Consider the following 16,053-nt stretch of genomic DNA (forward strand, 5'->3'; position numbering starts at 1 on the left):
GGTGAGCGCAACCGCCTCAACCTCGCGCTCACCCTGAAGCAGGGCGGCAACATGCTGCTGCTCGACGAGCCGACTCGGCGGGATCTCCGGTCAGAACGCGCCGACTCGGCGCGGGGTCGGTCAGTCGCGGGTGAGGCGACGGTGGGTGACGCGGTGGGGGCGGGCGGCATCCTGGCCGAGACGCTCGATCTTGTTGGCCTCGTAGGACTCGAAGTTGCCCTCGAACCAGAACCACTCGCCCTCCTTCTCCTCGGTGCCCTCCCAGGCGAGGATGTGGGTGGCGATGCGGTCGAGGAACCACCGGTCGTGGGAGGTGACCACGGCACAGCCCGGGTAGTCGAGCAGCGCGTCCTCCAGGGCGGAGAGCGTCTCGACGTCGAGGTCGTTGGTCGGCTCGTCGAGCAGCAGCATGTTGCCGCCCTGCTTCAGGGTGAGCGCGAGGTTGAGGCGGTTGCGCTCACCACCCGAGAGCACGCCGGCCTTCTTCTGCTGGTCGGGACCCTTGAAGCCGAAGGAGGCGACGTAGGCCCGCGAGTTCATCTCGAAGTTGGCGACCTTGATGAAGTCCAGACCGTCGGAGACGACCTCCCAGACGTTCTTGTTGGGGTCGATGCCACCGCGGCTCTGGTCGACGTAGGAGATCTTCACCGTCTGGCCGACCTTGAGCTCACCCGCGTCGGGCTGCTCGTTGCCGGTGATCATCCGGAACAGGGTGGTCTTGCCGACACCGTTGGGGCCGACGATGCCGACGATGCCGGCGCGCGGGAGCGAGAAGGAGATGTCGTCCCACAGAGTGCGGCCTTCGAAGCCCTTGACCAGGCCCTTGGCCTCCATCACCACGTCGCCCAGGCGCGGGCCCGGCGGGATGTTGATGTCGGCGGTGTCGATCTTGCGGGCCTTGTCAGCCTCGGCGGCGAGCTCCTCGTAGCGGGCCAGACGCGACTTCGACTTGGTCTGGCGGGCCTTGGCGTTGGAGCGGACCCACTCCAGCTCCTTCTCGAGCATCCGGGCGCGCTTGGCGTCCTTGAGGCCCTCGACCTTGAGGCGGTCCTTCTTCGTCTCCAGGTAGGTGGAGTAGTTGCCCTCGTACCCGTGGACTGCGCCGCGGTCGACCTCGGCGATCCACTCGGCGACGTTGTCGAGGAAGTACCGGTCGTGGGTGACGGCCAGCACGGCGCCCTTGTAGGACTTGAGGTGACCCTCCAGCCACTGCACCGACTCGGCGTCGAGGTGGTTGGTGGGCTCGTCGAGCAGCAGCAGGTCGGGCTCCTGCAGGAGCAGCTTGCACAGCGCGACCCGGCGACGCTCGCCACCGGAGAGGTTGTCGACGATCGCGTCACCCGGGGGGCAGCGCAGCGCGTCCATCGCCTGCTCCAGCTTGGAGTCGATGTCCCAGGCGTTGATGTCGTCCAGATAGGTCTGGAGCTCACCGGTCTCGGCCATCAGGGCGTCCTGGTCGGCGTCGGGGTCGCCCATCTCCATGTAGGCGTCCTCGAGGCGCTTCATCTTCGTCTTGATCTCGCCGACCGCCTCCTCGACGTTTTCGAGGACGGTCTTGCCCTCCGTCAGCGGGGGCTCCTGCTGGAGCATCCCGACCGTCGCGTCCTGGTCGCGGACGATGTCGCCGTTGTTGGGGTGGTCGAGCCCGGCCATAAGTTTGAGCAGCGAGGACTTACCCATACCGTTCGGGCCGACGACGCCGATCTTGGCACCGTGCAGGAATGATTGGGTGACGTTGTCGAGAACGACCTTGTCGCCGTGGGCCTTGCGCACATTGCGCAGGGAGAGGATGTAGTCGGCCATGGGGCCCACCCTAATGAGGTTGAGGTGCACCGGTACAACCGGCGCACCCGCCTCAGGGTCCGGCGCTCACCCGACTCACCTCACGCCGCCACGGTGGTCTCCGTCTCGGCGGGTGCCTCGACGTCGTCGGACGTCGTCGGCTCCTGATCCCACGGGTCCGCGCCCGGGGCACGCCAGCCCGAGAGGGGGTCACGCGGGGCGTCCTCGTCGCGGGGTTCCGGCGCTGGCGCGGCTGCCGCGGCGAGCGACCGCGGGTTGCGTGACAGGCTGCTCAGCCCACGGTTGAGGTCGTGGCCGACCACGTTCGCCTCGACCTCGAAGGTGTTGACCTCGAGCCCGTCCTTGTTGACGTAGCTCCGGGCCGTCAGCCGGCCGTGGACGACCACCGCGTCGCCCTTGCGGAGCGAGCGCCCGACGTTCTCTCCCAACTGTCGCCAGGCACTCACCGAGAACCACTGCGTCACACCGTCGCTCCATTCGCCGGTCGCCCGGTTGAGCTTGCGTGGGGTGCACGCCATCCGAAAGTTCGCCACCGAGACGTCACCGACGCTCCGCACGACAGGATCGGCGCCGACGTTGCCACGCAGGGTGATGGTCGCTTCGTTCATCGTTGTCTCCTCAGTGTTCGCGCCCGCCTGATGCGGGCCTCGGAGACAACCCTGCGCTCGACCGCCGACAGTTTCGGACGGCGTACGTCCGCCTGTGGACAACCCCGGATCGAACCGTCCTTGTGGACAGTGATCGGCCCGGCGTACGTCAGCGCAACGCCTTGGCCACCCCGTGCCGGAGCGCGCTGTAGGCCGCGAGCTCGGTCTCGATCGGATCGACGACGAGCTCACGCGAGACGTCGGCGACCGCCGTACGCAACCGAGCATCGGCCGCACGTGCCCGCCGCCGAGCGGTGCCGATCACCAGCAGATGACACCCGAACCACAGCACCAGGCCGAGCCCGACACCCCCGATGAACAGGACATACGGTAGCTCGACCCCGGCGACCGAAGGCGTCACCTCGCCGACCTGCGCGGCCCCGGAGAGAAGCAGCGCCACCGACCACACCAGCCCGACGCCCGCGACGATGATCAGCAGCCACTGGAGCATCTTGACCAGCCCGGTCCACATCGGCAGCCGTTCGGCGTTCAGGTCGACACCACCGACGGAGGCGTCGAGACGGTCGGCGAGGTCGTCCATCCGCGAGACCGATGCCCGCCGGATCGCGTCGCGCCACGGCGAGGCGAGGCCGGCGCCGGCCTCGTCGGCCAGCTGACGCACCTCGGTGTCGACTCGTGCCCGCTCGACGGCAGTGGTCTGCGGCAGCGAGGTCCTAGCGCGCCCGGCCAGCTGGGTCGCCTCCTCGCCGAGCGCCAGATGAAGCCGCCGCAACGGATCCGGCTTCAGCCGGGAGACCCAGGAGACCAGCGGCCAGCCCGTGGCCGCACGGGCCCGGGTGCGTACGGACCGCTCGACCGCGTCGACCACCGTCGGCACCCCGGCGGCCTCGGCGATGGCGTCCTCGAGCGCCTCCACCCGCGGCTTGGCGAGCGAGCGCGGCTTGGCGTCACCGGAGGCCTTGGCAAGCTTGACCGCAGCGGTCTTGATGTCGGCCGAGAGCCGCGACTTGTTGGCCCGCTTCGCCGCTGCCCGCTGAGCGATCTCCGTCTTGAGCTGCGGGATCCCCCAGCCGAGCTTGGCCGAGACCGGGATCACGGGGACGTTGCGCAGCCCGTCCTGATCGAGCAGGCGGCGTACGTCACCCAGCATCGCCTCACGGCGGTCCTCCGGAACGCGGTCGATGTGGTTGAGCACCACGACCATGATCTCGGAATGGGTCCGGAGCGGCTGCAGGTAGCGATCGTGGATCGCCGCGTCAGCGTACTTCTGCGGGTCGAGCACCCACACCAGCATGTCGGCGAGCTCGACCAGCCGGTCGACCTCGAGATGATGAGACACCTCGGTGGAGTCGTGGTCAGGCAGGTCCAGCAGCACCACGCCGTCGAGCTCGTGCCCCTCACGGCGAGTGTCGAGCATCGAGTCGCGGGTCGTCTGGTGGCGCTCGGGGATGCCCAGCCACTGGAGCAGTTCCTGAGCGCCCTCCGAACCCCACACGCAAGCAGTCGCCCACGACGTGGTGGGCCGACGGACCCCGACTGCGGAGAGCTCCAGCCCGGTCAGGGCGTTGAACGTGGAGGACTTGCCCGATCCGGTCGCTCCGGCGACTCCGACGACCGTGTGGTCGGCGGACAGCTTGAGCCGTCCCTGCGCCTTCTCGACCACGGTGCGCGCGTCCTCGACGATCCCGTCGTCGAGGCGCCCCGACGCTGCGGTGGTCGCAGAGTTGAGTCCGTCCAGTCGATCGCCGAGATCCCCACCTCGGCTGACCAGGTTCTTTGCACCTTCGAGCAGGCCGCTCAATGATCCCCCTTCAATCGCTGACAAGTCTCAGTCATCGCTGCGCTGGCTGGCGAAACGAGCGTCGCCTACCTTCCGCGCGGCGTGCCGCAACCGCTCCGGCGCGCCGTGGTCGATCTGCAGCGCGTCGACCTGACCGGTGTAGCGGGCACGCTCCTCGTCGACGAGGCCCACGATGCGTTCCTCCAGCGCCTTGCGCGCCCGGAACGCCAGCCCGCGCACGGCCTGGTCACCGAAGACCGCCTCCAGCAGCTTCTGGCCGATCAGGAGGGTGCCGCCGGCGATGCCCACCTCGGCACCGACGAGCGCCCCTCCGGTCGAGGCGAAGACGACCACCATCAGCGCGACGCCGAGGCCGTTGACCCCGTAGGAGAGGAACTTCGCGGTCGTACGCTTGTCCTGACCCTCGCTGCGCACCATGTCGAGCACGTCCTGCTGCCAGTTGCGCACCGCGCGCTCGGCCTTGGGACGCAGCGCACGCGAGGCCCGGCCGAGATCGGAGGGGCCGGCCGCAAGCAGCCCACGCCCTGCCGGACTCATCTGCCAGGCGGCCTCCGCGCTCTCGGCAGCAGCCTCGCACTGCTCCAGGATCAGCATCTCCAGACCGCCTTGCACGGCTGCGGTCACCCGCTCGGCCTGCTGCGGCTTGCCCTTGATCGAGCCGAGGATCTTGTCGCGGATCATCCCGACCCGGGTCTCCAGCGCCTTGAGGATCTCGCCGGTGCCGACGAACTCCTGCCAGCGCGCGAGCACCTCGCCACGCAGCAACGTCCCGTCAGCGGTCGCTTCCATGATCGACTTGAGCGCGTTGTCGTAGGCCATGTCCGCATCCGTACGCAGCCGCTGCGCGGCCTCGCCCTGACCGTCCGCGGTGTCGGCGATCGGGTGGACCTCCAGGGTCAGCGCCCGCACCGCACCGTCGAGCGTCTGGGTGACGACCTGGTGACGCGCGGTGGCGTCGTCGGCGAGCATGTCGAGCCAGGCACGCACCTCGGCGACGTGCTCGGCCGGCAGCAGCCCGTGCTCGGAGACCTCACCTTCGTGGACGATGAAGAGCGGCGAGTCCTTGAGCCCGCGCGAGGCGAGCATCCGGGCCAGATGGCCGGCGACGGTCTGGACGGCGTCGGGCGGGGTCCGGTCGAGCACCACCGCCACCGCGGTCGAGCGGTTGGCGGCAAGCTGGAGGAACTCCCAGGGCACCTGGTCGGCGTAGCGCGCGGCCGAGGTGACGAAGACCCACAGGTCTGCCGCGGCGAGCAGCTCAGCCGCGAGCACCCGGTTGGCCTCCTCGACGGAGTCCACGTCCGGCGCGTCCAGGACGGCGAGTCCGGGGTGGAGCCGGTCGCTGGCGACCAACTGCAGTGCATTGGGGTCGTTGGTCGGGTGCTGGACCCGCTCCAGCTCCGGCAGCAGCCGGTCCTGCCCGAACCAGCGGGCGTCGTCGGGGTGGTGCACCAGGACGGGCGAGCGGGTCGTCGGCCGCAGCAGCCCGGGCGTGGTCACCTTGGTCCCGACCAGCGAGTTCACCAGCGTCGACTTGCCGGCCCCTGTGGAGCCGCCGACGACGGCGAGCATCGGCGCGTCGATGGTCATCATCCGCGGGATCACGTAGTTCTCGAGCTGCTCCACCATGTTCTGCCGAGTGGCGCGCTGCTCCTCGGCGCCGGGCAGGTCCAGCGGCAGGGTGACCTCGGTCAGCGCCTGATGGAGCTGGACCAGCGCGGTCACCATGCGGTTGCTCTCGCCGCCGGACGACAGGAGCTCGGCCTTGGTGGCCTCGAACTCGGTCGTCGGCTGCTCGGCGAGCATCCCTGCGGTCAACGCCTCGTAGGCGGTCTGCTCGATCATCGCCCCGGTCTCCGGAGAGTTCTCCGGAGCGACGCCGTCGGGTGTCTGTTCCTCCGTCATCCGCTCATCACCTTTCCGTTCGGAAATGCGATGTGTGGACGTACCTCACTGATTCGGTCAACGTATGCCCTCCCCCGGGCGGCGAAGTCTGGCGGCGGGTTGCCGCGCAGGAATCGCCAGTGCAAGTATCCGAGCTCGATCGCAGCCTGCTGGTATTCACGCATCACCGCAACCCCTCGAGCGCCTCCGTGCGCCGCCGCGAACTTCCGCGCCTGCTCCCTGCGCCGAAGATCGACCACCCAGTCGATGTCGGTGTAGGGAATCAGTCCGCGCTGGGCGGCGTCGGTCAGCGACCGCGTCAGCACGATGCGCTCCGATTTTCGCCGCCAGACCGCGAAGATCACCATCGAGACGAACGCGGGGACCATCACCACGACGTACGCCAGCAGGAACCCGGCTCCGTCATAGAGCAGTGTCGAGCCGTTCCAGGTCCCGTGGGCGAGCACGCCGGCGGCGAAGCCCAGCAGCGGCGCCACGACCTTCAGCCAGCGCTTGCGAGTCACCACCGCGACGCCGATGCCGATGCCGATGAAGGCGGTGAAGAGCGGGTGGGCGAAGGGGCTGAACAGGCAGCGCATCACAAAGACGGCGGTGAACTCGCCGAGGTGTCCCGTGGAGCTGTCGCCCATGCCGGGCGTGCCGTTGTAGGTGCCGCCGAGGTAGAGGATGTTCTCGGTGAAGGCGAAGCCGATGCCGACCATGCCGGCGTAGACGATCCCGTCGAGCACACCGTCGAGAAGGTGGCGGCGCCAGACCAGCAGCACGAGGAGGAACAGCCCCTTGGCCGCCTCCTCGGTGACCGGCGCCACGATCGCGAGCTGCACCGGCTGGCTCCACCCGGCGACCAGCGCACCGACGCTCTGCACGATCAGCGCGGCCGCGACGGCGACGAAGGCGCCCCAGCCCAGGCCGAGGGCGAGCAGCGACTTCGGCTCGGGCTCGTAGCGATCGAGCCACAGGAAGGCATAGACCAGCGGAACCACCGGGATGGCTGCGAAGAGAACGCCCAGGATCGCACCGGTCGGGGCGAGGTGGTCGTCGACGACGCTGGTGCTCAGCAGCACGATCCCGAGCACCGGTAAAGAGGTCAGCACGACGAGCACGCCCACCACGATGGTGAACGTGCGGTTGCTTTTTGTCGGATCCTTCGGGATCGCCCCCATGCGCGCCAGACTATCGGGCGTGCGGACCGAACGCGCGACCAGACACCGGTCGAAACACCCCGCGACCCCGGTGGCCTGGTAACTCACGAGCGTCGACGTTCTGGCGCGGCGTACGATTCCGCCATGACGGAAAACGGCGCCCCCGCTCCTGCAGACGACCACACCGAGAGCCACGATCAGCCGGTTCCGGAGGCTTGGTCCACGTTCATGAGGGAGGGCTGGGACGATCGTGAGGTCGAGGTTCCCGAGCATCCGATCACGCCGTGGGCAGCCGCGCGCCGCGAGCGGCTCGCGGGCACCTTCCCGGGCGAGCGCCTGGTCGTCCCGGCCGGCACCTACAAGGTCCGCGCCAACGACACCGACTACCGGTTCCGCGCCGACACCGCTCACGTCCACCTGACCGGCAACCAGACCTCCGACGCCGTCGTCGTGATCGAGCCCGACGGCACCTCGGTGCTGTACGCACGTCCGCGCAGCGGCCGCGACTCCGACGAATTCTTCCGTGACCGTCAGTACGGCGCTCTCTGGGCCGGCGCGCGCCCCTCGGCCCGCGAGCTCTCCGACTCGCTGGGGATCGAGGTACGCCACGTCGACCAGCTCGAGTCCGAGCTCACCGGCAACACCCCGACCCGGGTCCTCCGTGGCGTCTCGGCCGACGTCGACAAGCTGGTCGCCCCGGCCGAGCGCTCGCGTGACGAGGAGTTCGCCAAGGCGCTCTCCGAGCTGCGCCTGATCAAGGACGAGTGGGAGCTCGGCGAGCTGCAGGAGGCCTGCGACATCACCGTGCGCGGCTTCACCGACGCAGTCAGCGAGTGGGACCAGGTGCTGAAGCACGGCGAGCGCTGGATCGAGGGCACCTTCTTCCGCCGCGCCCGCGCGGAGGGGAACGACCTCGGCTACGACTCGATCGTCGGCGGCGGTTCCCACGCCACCACGCTGCACTGGATCGACAACAACGGCCCGATCGTCCCCGGCGAGATGGTGCTGCTCGACATGGGTGTCGAGGGCCACAACCTCTACACCGCCGACATCACCCGCACGCTCCCCATCTCGGGGAAGTTCACGCCGCTGCAGCGCAACCTCTACGAGCTCGTCTACAAGGCCCAGCAGGCCGGCATCGAGGCCATCCGGCCGGGCGTCACCTTCCGGGCCGGCCACTTCGCCGCGATGGAGATCCTCGCTCACGGCCTCGATGATCTCGGGCTGCTCCCCGTCTCCGTCGACGAGGCGCTCTCCGAGGACAACAAGACCTACTCCCGCTGGACCCTCCACGGCGTCTCGCACATGCTCGGCCTCGACGTCCACGACTGCGCCTCCGCTTCGAAGGAGGCCTACATCGAGGGGCCGCTGCAGGAGGGCATGGTCCTCACGGTCGAGCCTGGCCTCTACTTCCAGAAGGAGGACAAGCTCGTCCCCGAGGAGCTGCGCGGCATCGGCATCCGCATCGAGGACGACATCGTCGTCACCAAGGACGGCTCGGTGAACATGTCCAAGGGCCTTCCGCGGACCGCCGACGACGTCGAGGCGTGGATGGGTCAGCACCTCTGAGAGGTGGGTGCCCCCGAATGCCTGTGACCGAAGCCGTACGCCGGCGGGCATCTCTCGCGGCCGTCGTGCTGCTCGTGCTGCCTCTGGCCGCGTGCAGCGCCGGTCGTGCTCCGACCTCGGGACCCGCCTCCTCCGCGGGTCCCGGGGCAGCGCCGTCCGCATCGGCCTCCGGGCCGGTGGCGGACGAGAACGTCTTCAAGGGGGCCGTGGTCGGGATCGACCCGGGGCACAACGGCGGCAACGCGGGCGCGCCCGAGGTGATCAACGAGCCGGTGTGGAACGGCCGCTCACAGAGCCCGTGCAACACCACCGGCACCGCGACCGACGACGGCTATCCGGAGACCGACTTCACCTGGGCGGTGGCCACGAAGCTCGCCGCCGACCTGCGGGCCTCGGGCGCGAAGGTCGTCATGACCCGGGAGAGCAACGACGGGGTCGGCCCATGCATCGACAAGCGGGCCAAGATCATCAACGACGCGAAGGCCGATGTCGCGATCGACATCCACGCCGACGGTGCGGCGGCGCGCGAACGCGGCTACTCGCTGCTGGTCCCGGTGCCCTCGGGCGCCAACGACGAGGTCGTCCAGCCCTCGCGACGCTACGCCCGGATGCTGCGCACCGAGATGCGCAAGACCGGGATGCCGTTGGCCTCCTACCTCGGCGAGGGCGGGTTCGTGGAGCGCGACGACCTCGCCGGTCTCAACCTCACCACGGTGCCGCAGGTGCTGCTCGAGACGGGCAACATGCGCAACGCCCAGGACGCGCGTCTGCTGAAGTCCGACCGGTTCCAGGCGAGGGTGGCCGCCGCCATCAAACGGGCGATGGCGGCGTACCTCCGCTCACGCTGAGCTCAGCCCATCTCGGGCAGGCTCAGAGCTTTCTCCACTCGACCGGCTCGAGATTGTACTCCTCCGCGATCGGGCCCCACGCCTTGGCGGCGGCCTTCTTCGAGTCGTGGCTGGCCAGGCTCAGCTTGTTCGCCTTCGCCAGCTTGCCCTTGCCGCCGACACACTTGCCGTCGGCGTTGACCCTGCGCTTCTCGCCCCAGGCCGCGAAGGCGAGGTCGGCGTTCTCCGAGGTCCGCCACGCGGCCTCGAGGTTCTTGACGAGCTTCCTCGAGCCAGGGAGGACAGCGGTGTCGATCTTGGCGACCTTCGTCGCCAGCGTCTTGCGGGACGCCGCAGCGTCCTCGAAGGTCTTGATCGCCTCGTCGATGTTCTCGCACGCCTGCAGGTCGGCCTGGGCGGCGCCGATGGCCGCCTTGTCCTTGGCCGACGCCTTGATGAGCTCGTCGATCTTCCCGGCCTCGGCGGCGGGACCGCTCTCAGCCGTGGTGGCGTCCTGGGCCGTGCTGGTCTTCGCGTTGGCGTCGCCGTCGTTGACCAGGCCGATGACGAACGCGATGATCGCGACCACGACGGCCACCACGAGGACGATCAGGCCCCAGCGCTTCAGGTCGAAACCGCCGGACCCCTTGCCCTGACGCTGCGGCTCGTAGCGGGCGTCGTAGGCGTTGCCGTAGGGGTCGTAGCCCTGCGGCGCCATCGGCGGCGGCGCCGGGGTGCTGGGCCCGCCGGCGGCCGGCGGCTGGCCCACGAGGGTGGCGTCGGCGTAGACGTTCTGGGCGTAGGGGTCGTCGTACGGTTGGCCGAACGGCTCCTCGGCCCGGTCCTGCGGCTGCCCGAAGGACTGGTCGTAGCCCTGGTCGTACCCCTGGTCATAGGCCGGCTCATAGGGCTGGTCGTAGCCCTGGGACCACTGGCTCTGGTCCGGCTCCAGCTGCGGCGCGAGGGGGGCGTAGGCGGGGTCACCGTACGCCGCGGGCTGCGGAGCCTGGCCCGCCTGGTCGTCCTCGTAGCGTGCCTCGGGTGCCGGAGCGTCGAACTGCTTCGGCGGCGCGAACTGCTCGAACTCGTCGCGCGGACGGGTGCCGCCAGGAGCGTCGTCGGCGGCGTCGAACCGCGGGCTCATCGCGACCTGGGTCTCGTCCGGACGGGGCGGCTCGGGCTGGCGACGCTCGACCGGCGGCATCGCCTCGTGGGTCACCTCAGAGGCCGGGCCACCCAACTGCGGCGCAGGCTCGACGAAGGTCGGGTGCTCCGCGCTCTGCTGGTGCGCCACGGCCGGACGAGCGGGCAGCGGAGGCATGGCCATCGGCTCTGGGCTCTGCGGCTGGGGCTCCGGCACCTGCTGAGCCGGCATCTGGCGCTCGGGCATCTGGCGCTCGGGCATCTGGCGCTCGGGCATCTGGCGCTCGGGCATCGCCTGCTCAGGCACAGGCCGCTCGGCCACAGGCTCGTCCACCGGCGACGGTGCGGCTGCCTGCGGCGCCGGCTCCTCCGGGGTCGGCTCGGGCTCGTCCGCGGCGCGCTTGCGCTTCGGCAGGAAGAGCGACTGCGACTGGGTGGCGAGCTCCGGCTCGAACTTCGGCGTGCGCGCCGCCAGCCCGAAGAGGCTGCCACTGTCCGTACCTGACGGCGGCGGCGCCATGCCGCCGCCGAACGCGGGCTGCTCACCGCTGGGCGCGGTCATGTTCAGCTGGGGCGCCATCGAGGCCCCCGGCGTACGCCTGACCTGCCCGAGCGGCAGCGGGGCCGGCTCAGCGTCGGCCTCAGGCGCGGGCGTAGCGGCTTCCTGGCCACGCCTCGGCAACGACAGACCACCCTGCTCAGGACCGGCACCCCGCTGCGGCAGTCGCGGCGGGGCGACCGGCTCCGGTGCACCCTGCGACGGCGGCTGATGAGCGCTTCTGACGGGGGTCCCACAACCTGTGCAGAAGCGCATACCGGTGACGGCTGCACCGCACGAGGTGCACATGGACTCCATAGTCATGTCCGGGGACCTTACCGATGATCCGGTCCAGTCTCGAACCCTCGTGGTCCGACAACTGGACACCTACGTCGACAGTGTGGGGACAGTGCGCCCAAATACCCCCCACACCTTGGTAACACTCCGGTCAGTGTTTCGGATTGCGATGCACACATGCGATACGGGGACCAGTAAGATCGGGTGCGGCCTGCGCAAACCCACCTCGGACGGGGTGCTCTCGCGGGCCACGCCTCCGTAGCTCAGCTGGATAGAGCATCGGCCTTCTAATCCGACGGTCACAGGTTCGAATCCTGTCGGGGGCGCCACAATAAACCCGTGTGGGTAAAATCATGCGCCCGCGCGTGTTTCCGCTTCAGCGGCGTCGACGATGACCGGCCGCCCGGCGTACGCAGTCCTGAAGAACGGCAGGGTCCGGTGCACCATCGGACCGATGAGCAGCGCCTCCGCGACAGTGCCGATGCCGACGATTCCGCCGAGGAGCCAGCCGATCGCCAGGACGGTCACCTCGACACCGACCCTGCAGAGCCAGACCGGGGCGCCGGTGCGCTGATGCAGGCCGGTCATCAGGCCGTCCCGCGGGCCCGGGCCGAGACCGGGGGCGATGTAGATGCCGGTGGCCGCCGCGAGGAGCAGCAGGCCGGCGACAAAGAGCGCGACCTCCCAGAGCAGACCGGTGGGCTCGGGGATGAGATAGAGGCCGACCTCGGCCGACGTACCCACGAGCAAGACGTTGAGCACGGTTCCGACGCCCGGCTTCTGGCGCAGCGGGATCCAGACGAGCAGCACCACCAGCCCGATCAAGTTTGTCATCATCCCGAAGGAGATCCCGGTGAGCTCCACGAGCCCGGAGGCCAGGGTGTTCCACGGAGCGAGCCCGAGAGCGGCGCGGACGAGCATGGCGACTGCGATGCCATAGAGGAAGAGTCCAGTTATCAACCAGGAGAGCGACTTCACAGAGAGATCCTTCACGATTGCAAAGCCAATCACGGGTCCAATCAAAGGTAAAGGAGCCAATTGGCGTAAGGTGGCCTCATGCCTCGCGGAAGAATCGGTGCCACAGCCCTCGCTGGCCTGCTCGGTCAGTGGCAGGGGGACGGCCCGGCGTATGAGAGCCTCGCCGAGCGGATCCAGCTGCTGTTGATCGACGGGCGGCTCTCCGCCGACGTGCGGCTGCCGTCCGAGCGCGAGCTCTCCGAGCGGCTGATGCTGAGCCGCACGACGATCACCGCCGCCTACCGTCGGCTGCGAGAGCGCGGCTACGCACTGAGCGTCCAGGGCTCGGGCACCACGACGAAGCTTCCGCCCACCGCTCCCGACTCCTTCACCGAGGGCGGCGAGATCGACCTGGTCAGGGCCACCCTGCCCGCCACCCGGCGTCTCCCGGAGGCCGCCGTCGAGGCGACCCGCCGGCTGGCCGATCACATGGCCGGACCCGGCTACACACTGTGGGGCATCGAGGAGCTCCGCGCTGAGATCGCGGCGCGCTACACCGTGCGCGGCCTGCCGACCGATCCCGACCAGATCATGGTGACCACCGGCGGCCAGAGCGCGATCGCCCTGCTCGCCCGCACCGTGATCAGCCGCGGCGACCGGGCCTACGCCGAGAGCCCGTCCTACCCCAACGCGTACGACGCCCTGAGCCTCGCCGGAGCCCGGATCATCACGAGCCCGGTGACCACCGACGCCGGTTGGGACATGCCCGCGATGGAGGCAGCCATCGCCCGAACCACCCCCGTGATGGCGTACGTCATGCCCGACTTCCACAACCCGACGTCTCGCTCGATGTCGATCGAGGACCGGCTGCGCCTGCTGCACGCTGCCGCAAAGGTCGACACCCTCGTCGTGGTCGACGACACCACCGCCGAGCTGGACATCGACCGGAGCCAGACCTTCCCGCCGCTGGCGGCGATGGCGGACGAGCACCAGGCCCGGGTCGTCCACATCGGCTCGGCGAGCAAGATGCTGTGGGGTGGGCTGCGGATCGGCTGGATCCGGGCCGACCCGGTGCTGCTGACCCAGATCGCCAGCGGGCGCTCCGCCACCGACCTGGGCACCCCGATCTGGGAGCAGCTGGTCACCACCATCCTGTTCCAGCATCTCCCCGAGATCCTCGAGGAGCGGGCCGCGCAGCTCGCCGCCGGCCGGGCCGCGCTCTACCACGCGATGCGCCAGCACCTCCCCGACTGGGAGCTGCCGCCGCGTCTCGACGGCGGGCTCTCCGCCTGGGTGGGTCTCCCCGCCCCGGTGAGCTCGCAGCTCACCCTCGCCGCCCGGCCGCACGGGCTGCTCGTCACCGCCGGTCCCCGGTTCGGGGTCGACGGGGCGTACGAGCGTCACCTGCGGCTGGCGATCACGCCCCGTCCCGAGCTCGTCCGCCGCGGGGTCGAGATCCTCGCCGAGGTCTGGCCTCGCGCCGCCTCCGCCCCCGCGCTGACCCTCACCACCGCCGAGGCCGTGGTCTGACCACCCCTCAGCCGCGCGCCAGAGCGTCCAGCGCCCACAGCCCGAGGCCCTCGAAGCGTGCCGACTCGTAGCTCGGCACGTCCCCGCTGGTCGCGTCCAGGAGCCGGCGCGTCGTGATGTGCGAGGCGCCGCGGGCAAGGCCGGCTCTGGCGAGCTCGGCGGCCGTGAGCGTCGGGGGCGGGCCCTCGCGGCGCTGCCGCGCCCGTCGCCGCTCGTAGTCGAGCTCGTCGACGGCGATGGTCCGGATGATCGACTCGGCGCTCCCCAGGCTGCGGGTGTCCCTCAGCGCGCGGGCGAGCGGAAAGTCCTGAAGGTCCAGATCCTCGACGAACCACACCGCGGCGCTCTCCTCGGTCACCGGAACCGGCGCGTGCCCCCGCCTCATCTCCACGGCACCCCGCAGACCGTACGCAGCGGCCGCCGCCAGCGTCGTCGCCTCCGTCGGGTGCCAGCTGAGCGGATCGCGGAGTCTGTTCACATCCGCTGCCACGAGCTCTCCCGCACGCTTCCCGCCGACGTCGCGCAGGATCGCCGTCACCTGCTCCGTCGACAGCTCCCCGTCCACACCGGGCCCAAGCACCGCCAGCCGGACCGGAAGATCCACGTCGAGGGCCGCGGCCAGCGTCAGCGAGTCGGCCAACGGGCTCAGCAGTCCGGCCTCGTCGCCCCGAGCAACGACGTCTCCGCCGACATCGACAACGGTGAGAGCATCCACACCCAGGGCTCGGGCGAAGTGGGTGAGCTGTCGTCCCAGCCCGATCGCCCCTCCCGCGAAGTCGTGCAGCACCAGACGCGCATCGACGTCACCGGCCAATCGCGGCAAGACGGACCGACCAGCGGGAAGCGTGTCCGCCGAGGTCGATATCTCGGCACGTACGCCATCGATCATGCGGAGTCCGATGAAGTCACCCCTCGACCGCGGCCCCGGCACCGGGTCGATCCGAAGCCGCTCCCAAGCACAGGTCGAGACGAGAGCCCTACCCTCTGCGTCGGGCTCGAGAACCCCACGCGCCAAGAGCGCACCGAGGGCATCACCCCCACCACCGGACGCAACGTAGAGAGTGCTCACGCTGTCGATTGTGGCCGCTGAGAATCGATGGCGCCACCGTCGTAGCTCACTCAGCGGTCCTAGATGCTACGCAGCACGGTCGTAGTCGAGAAGTATGTCGCGCAGCATGAACTCTGCCCGGGACAGTGGTGGTGGGTCCGGTGTCCAGGTGTCGGGCGGTGGGCTGACGTAGGTGTGTCCGGTGGGTGTGATGGTGATGATGCTGCCGTCCGGTCCTGGTCTGGCCTGCCAGCCGAGGGCTTCCTTGGCTTGATTGCATCTCTCGCAGAGCCCTTGGAGGTTCGCGGCGCTGGTGGTGCCGCCGTCTGTGTGGCGTTGGGCGTGGTCGACGTTGCGGATCGGTGCGTCGCAGCCGTTGGTGCGGCAGATCCCGCCCTCGCGGGTCGCGATGAACTCGGCCAGGCCATCGGGTGCTTTGCGGGAGCGCGACTCCATCGCGACCAGGTTCCCCGCAGGGTCGGCGAACAGACGACGGACGAAGACCTCGGCATCAGCGAGCGACTCACACGCCCAAGTCGCGGGGACGGGGCCGTAGCCCTCGACCATCGCCGGCTGGTCGGCGTCGTTGGCGAGAGAGCCAGCGGTCATCACGATCTTGACCTCGATCCGAGGCTTCGCGTCGACCTCCTCACGTCCGGTGACGCGGTCGACCAGGGTGTCGGCCATGACCTGACCGCGCGTCCGCTCATCACCGGCCGCCTGGGCGGCCTTAGCGGCCTGGTCCAGCGCAGCGAACACGGCGACCCCGTCCTTGACCGGCAACAAGGCACCGAGCCAGGTCATCGTTTCCGGAGCCGGCCGCACGCTGACCCGACGATCCTTCTCCGCATTCGCGGCACGAGCCACGACGGATTCCTGATCCAA

Annotated in this window: 12 protein-coding genes and 1 tRNA gene; 4 read left to right on the top strand and 9 right to left on the bottom strand. The window is 69.7% G+C overall.

Annotated features, from left to right (window positions below; translation table 11 throughout):
* Nucleotides 1-120: 120 nt before the first annotated feature.
* The 5 genes from ettA to ABZZ22_RS25435 form a co-directional block, all read right to left on the bottom strand.
* Nucleotides 121-1,803, bottom strand: coding sequence for an energy-dependent translational throttle protein EttA (ettA, locus tag ABZZ22_RS25415; RefSeq protein ID WP_354937771.1), 1,683 nt, complete (start codon nt 1,801-1,803; stop codon nt 121-123).
* An 80-nt stretch (nt 1,804-1,883) separates the two neighbouring features.
* Nucleotides 1,884-2,411, bottom strand: a complete 528-nt coding sequence (gene ssb, locus ABZZ22_RS25420; RefSeq protein ID WP_354937774.1) for a single-stranded DNA-binding protein — start codon at nt 2,409-2,411, stop codon at nt 1,884-1,886.
* 148 nt (nt 2,412-2,559) lie between these two features.
* Nucleotides 2,560-4,212 carry a GTP-binding protein gene (locus ABZZ22_RS25425; protein ID WP_354937777.1) on the bottom strand — a complete coding sequence of 551 codons (1,653 nt, stop codon included), beginning with the start codon at nt 4,210-4,212 and terminating at the stop codon, nt 2,560-2,562.
* A 27-nt stretch (nt 4,213-4,239) separates the two neighbouring features.
* Nucleotides 4,240-6,117, bottom strand: a complete 1,878-nt coding sequence (locus ABZZ22_RS25430) for a GTPase domain-containing protein (RefSeq protein ID WP_354937780.1) — start codon at nt 6,115-6,117, stop codon at nt 4,240-4,242.
* Nucleotides 6,114-7,280 (bottom strand): PrsW family intramembrane metalloprotease, encoded by a 1,167-nt coding sequence (locus tag ABZZ22_RS25435; RefSeq protein ID WP_354937783.1) that lies wholly within the window; start codon nt 7,278-7,280, stop codon nt 6,114-6,116. Before ABZZ22_RS25435 ends, ABZZ22_RS25430 begins: the two co-directional genes overlap by 4 nt.
* A gap of 123 nt (nt 7,281-7,403) precedes the next feature.
* Here ABZZ22_RS25435 and ABZZ22_RS25440 point away from each other — a divergent pair, with 123 nt between their 5' ends.
* Nucleotides 7,404-8,828, top strand: coding sequence for an aminopeptidase P family protein (locus ABZZ22_RS25440; protein ID WP_354937785.1), 1,425 nt, complete (start codon nt 7,404-7,406; stop codon nt 8,826-8,828).
* A 17-nt stretch (nt 8,829-8,845) separates the two neighbouring features.
* A complete protein-coding gene (locus ABZZ22_RS25445) occupies nt 8,846-9,676 on the top strand; it encodes an N-acetylmuramoyl-L-alanine amidase (protein WP_354937787.1) in 831 nt (276 codons plus the stop codon).
* 22 nt (nt 9,677-9,698) lie between these two features.
* Here ABZZ22_RS25445 and ABZZ22_RS25450 read toward each other — a convergent pair whose 3' ends face one another.
* Nucleotides 9,699-11,660, bottom strand: a complete 1,962-nt coding sequence (locus ABZZ22_RS25450; RefSeq protein ID WP_354937790.1) for a hypothetical protein — start codon at nt 11,658-11,660, stop codon at nt 9,699-9,701.
* Nucleotides 11,661-11,885: 225 nt separating this feature from the next.
* Here ABZZ22_RS25450 and ABZZ22_RS25455 point away from each other — a divergent pair.
* Nucleotides 11,886-11,962 (top strand) — tRNA-Arg (locus ABZZ22_RS25455).
* Nucleotides 11,963-11,984: 22 nt separating this feature from the next.
* On the opposite strand, the gene ABZZ22_RS25460 is transcribed toward ABZZ22_RS25455, so the two are convergent.
* Complete coding sequence (locus ABZZ22_RS25460; RefSeq protein ID WP_354937793.1) at nt 11,985-12,611, bottom strand: hypothetical protein; 627 nt, start codon at nt 12,609-12,611, stop codon at nt 11,985-11,987.
* A gap of 78 nt (nt 12,612-12,689) precedes the next feature.
* On the opposite strand from ABZZ22_RS25460, the gene ABZZ22_RS25465 reads away from it, so the two are divergent.
* Nucleotides 12,690-14,120, top strand: coding sequence for a PLP-dependent aminotransferase family protein (locus ABZZ22_RS25465; RefSeq protein ID WP_354937796.1), 1,431 nt, complete (start codon nt 12,690-12,692; stop codon nt 14,118-14,120).
* A gap of 7 nt (nt 14,121-14,127) precedes the next feature.
* Here ABZZ22_RS25465 and ABZZ22_RS25470 read toward each other — a convergent pair whose 3' ends face one another.
* Nucleotides 14,128-15,189 (bottom strand): DUF1152 domain-containing protein, encoded by a 1,062-nt coding sequence (locus ABZZ22_RS25470; protein ID WP_354937799.1) that lies wholly within the window; start codon nt 15,187-15,189, stop codon nt 14,128-14,130.
* Nucleotides 15,190-15,255: 66 nt separating this feature from the next.
* Nucleotides 15,256-16,053, bottom strand: a 798-nt coding sequence (locus ABZZ22_RS25475) for an HNH endonuclease signature motif containing protein (protein ID WP_354937802.1), incomplete at its 5' end; no start/stop codon positions are given.

Origin of the sequence: Nocardioides sp. NPDC006273 (assembly GCF_040613495.1) — a bacterium.
Classification (GTDB): domain Bacteria; phylum Actinomycetota; class Actinomycetes; order Propionibacteriales; family Nocardioidaceae; genus Nocardioides.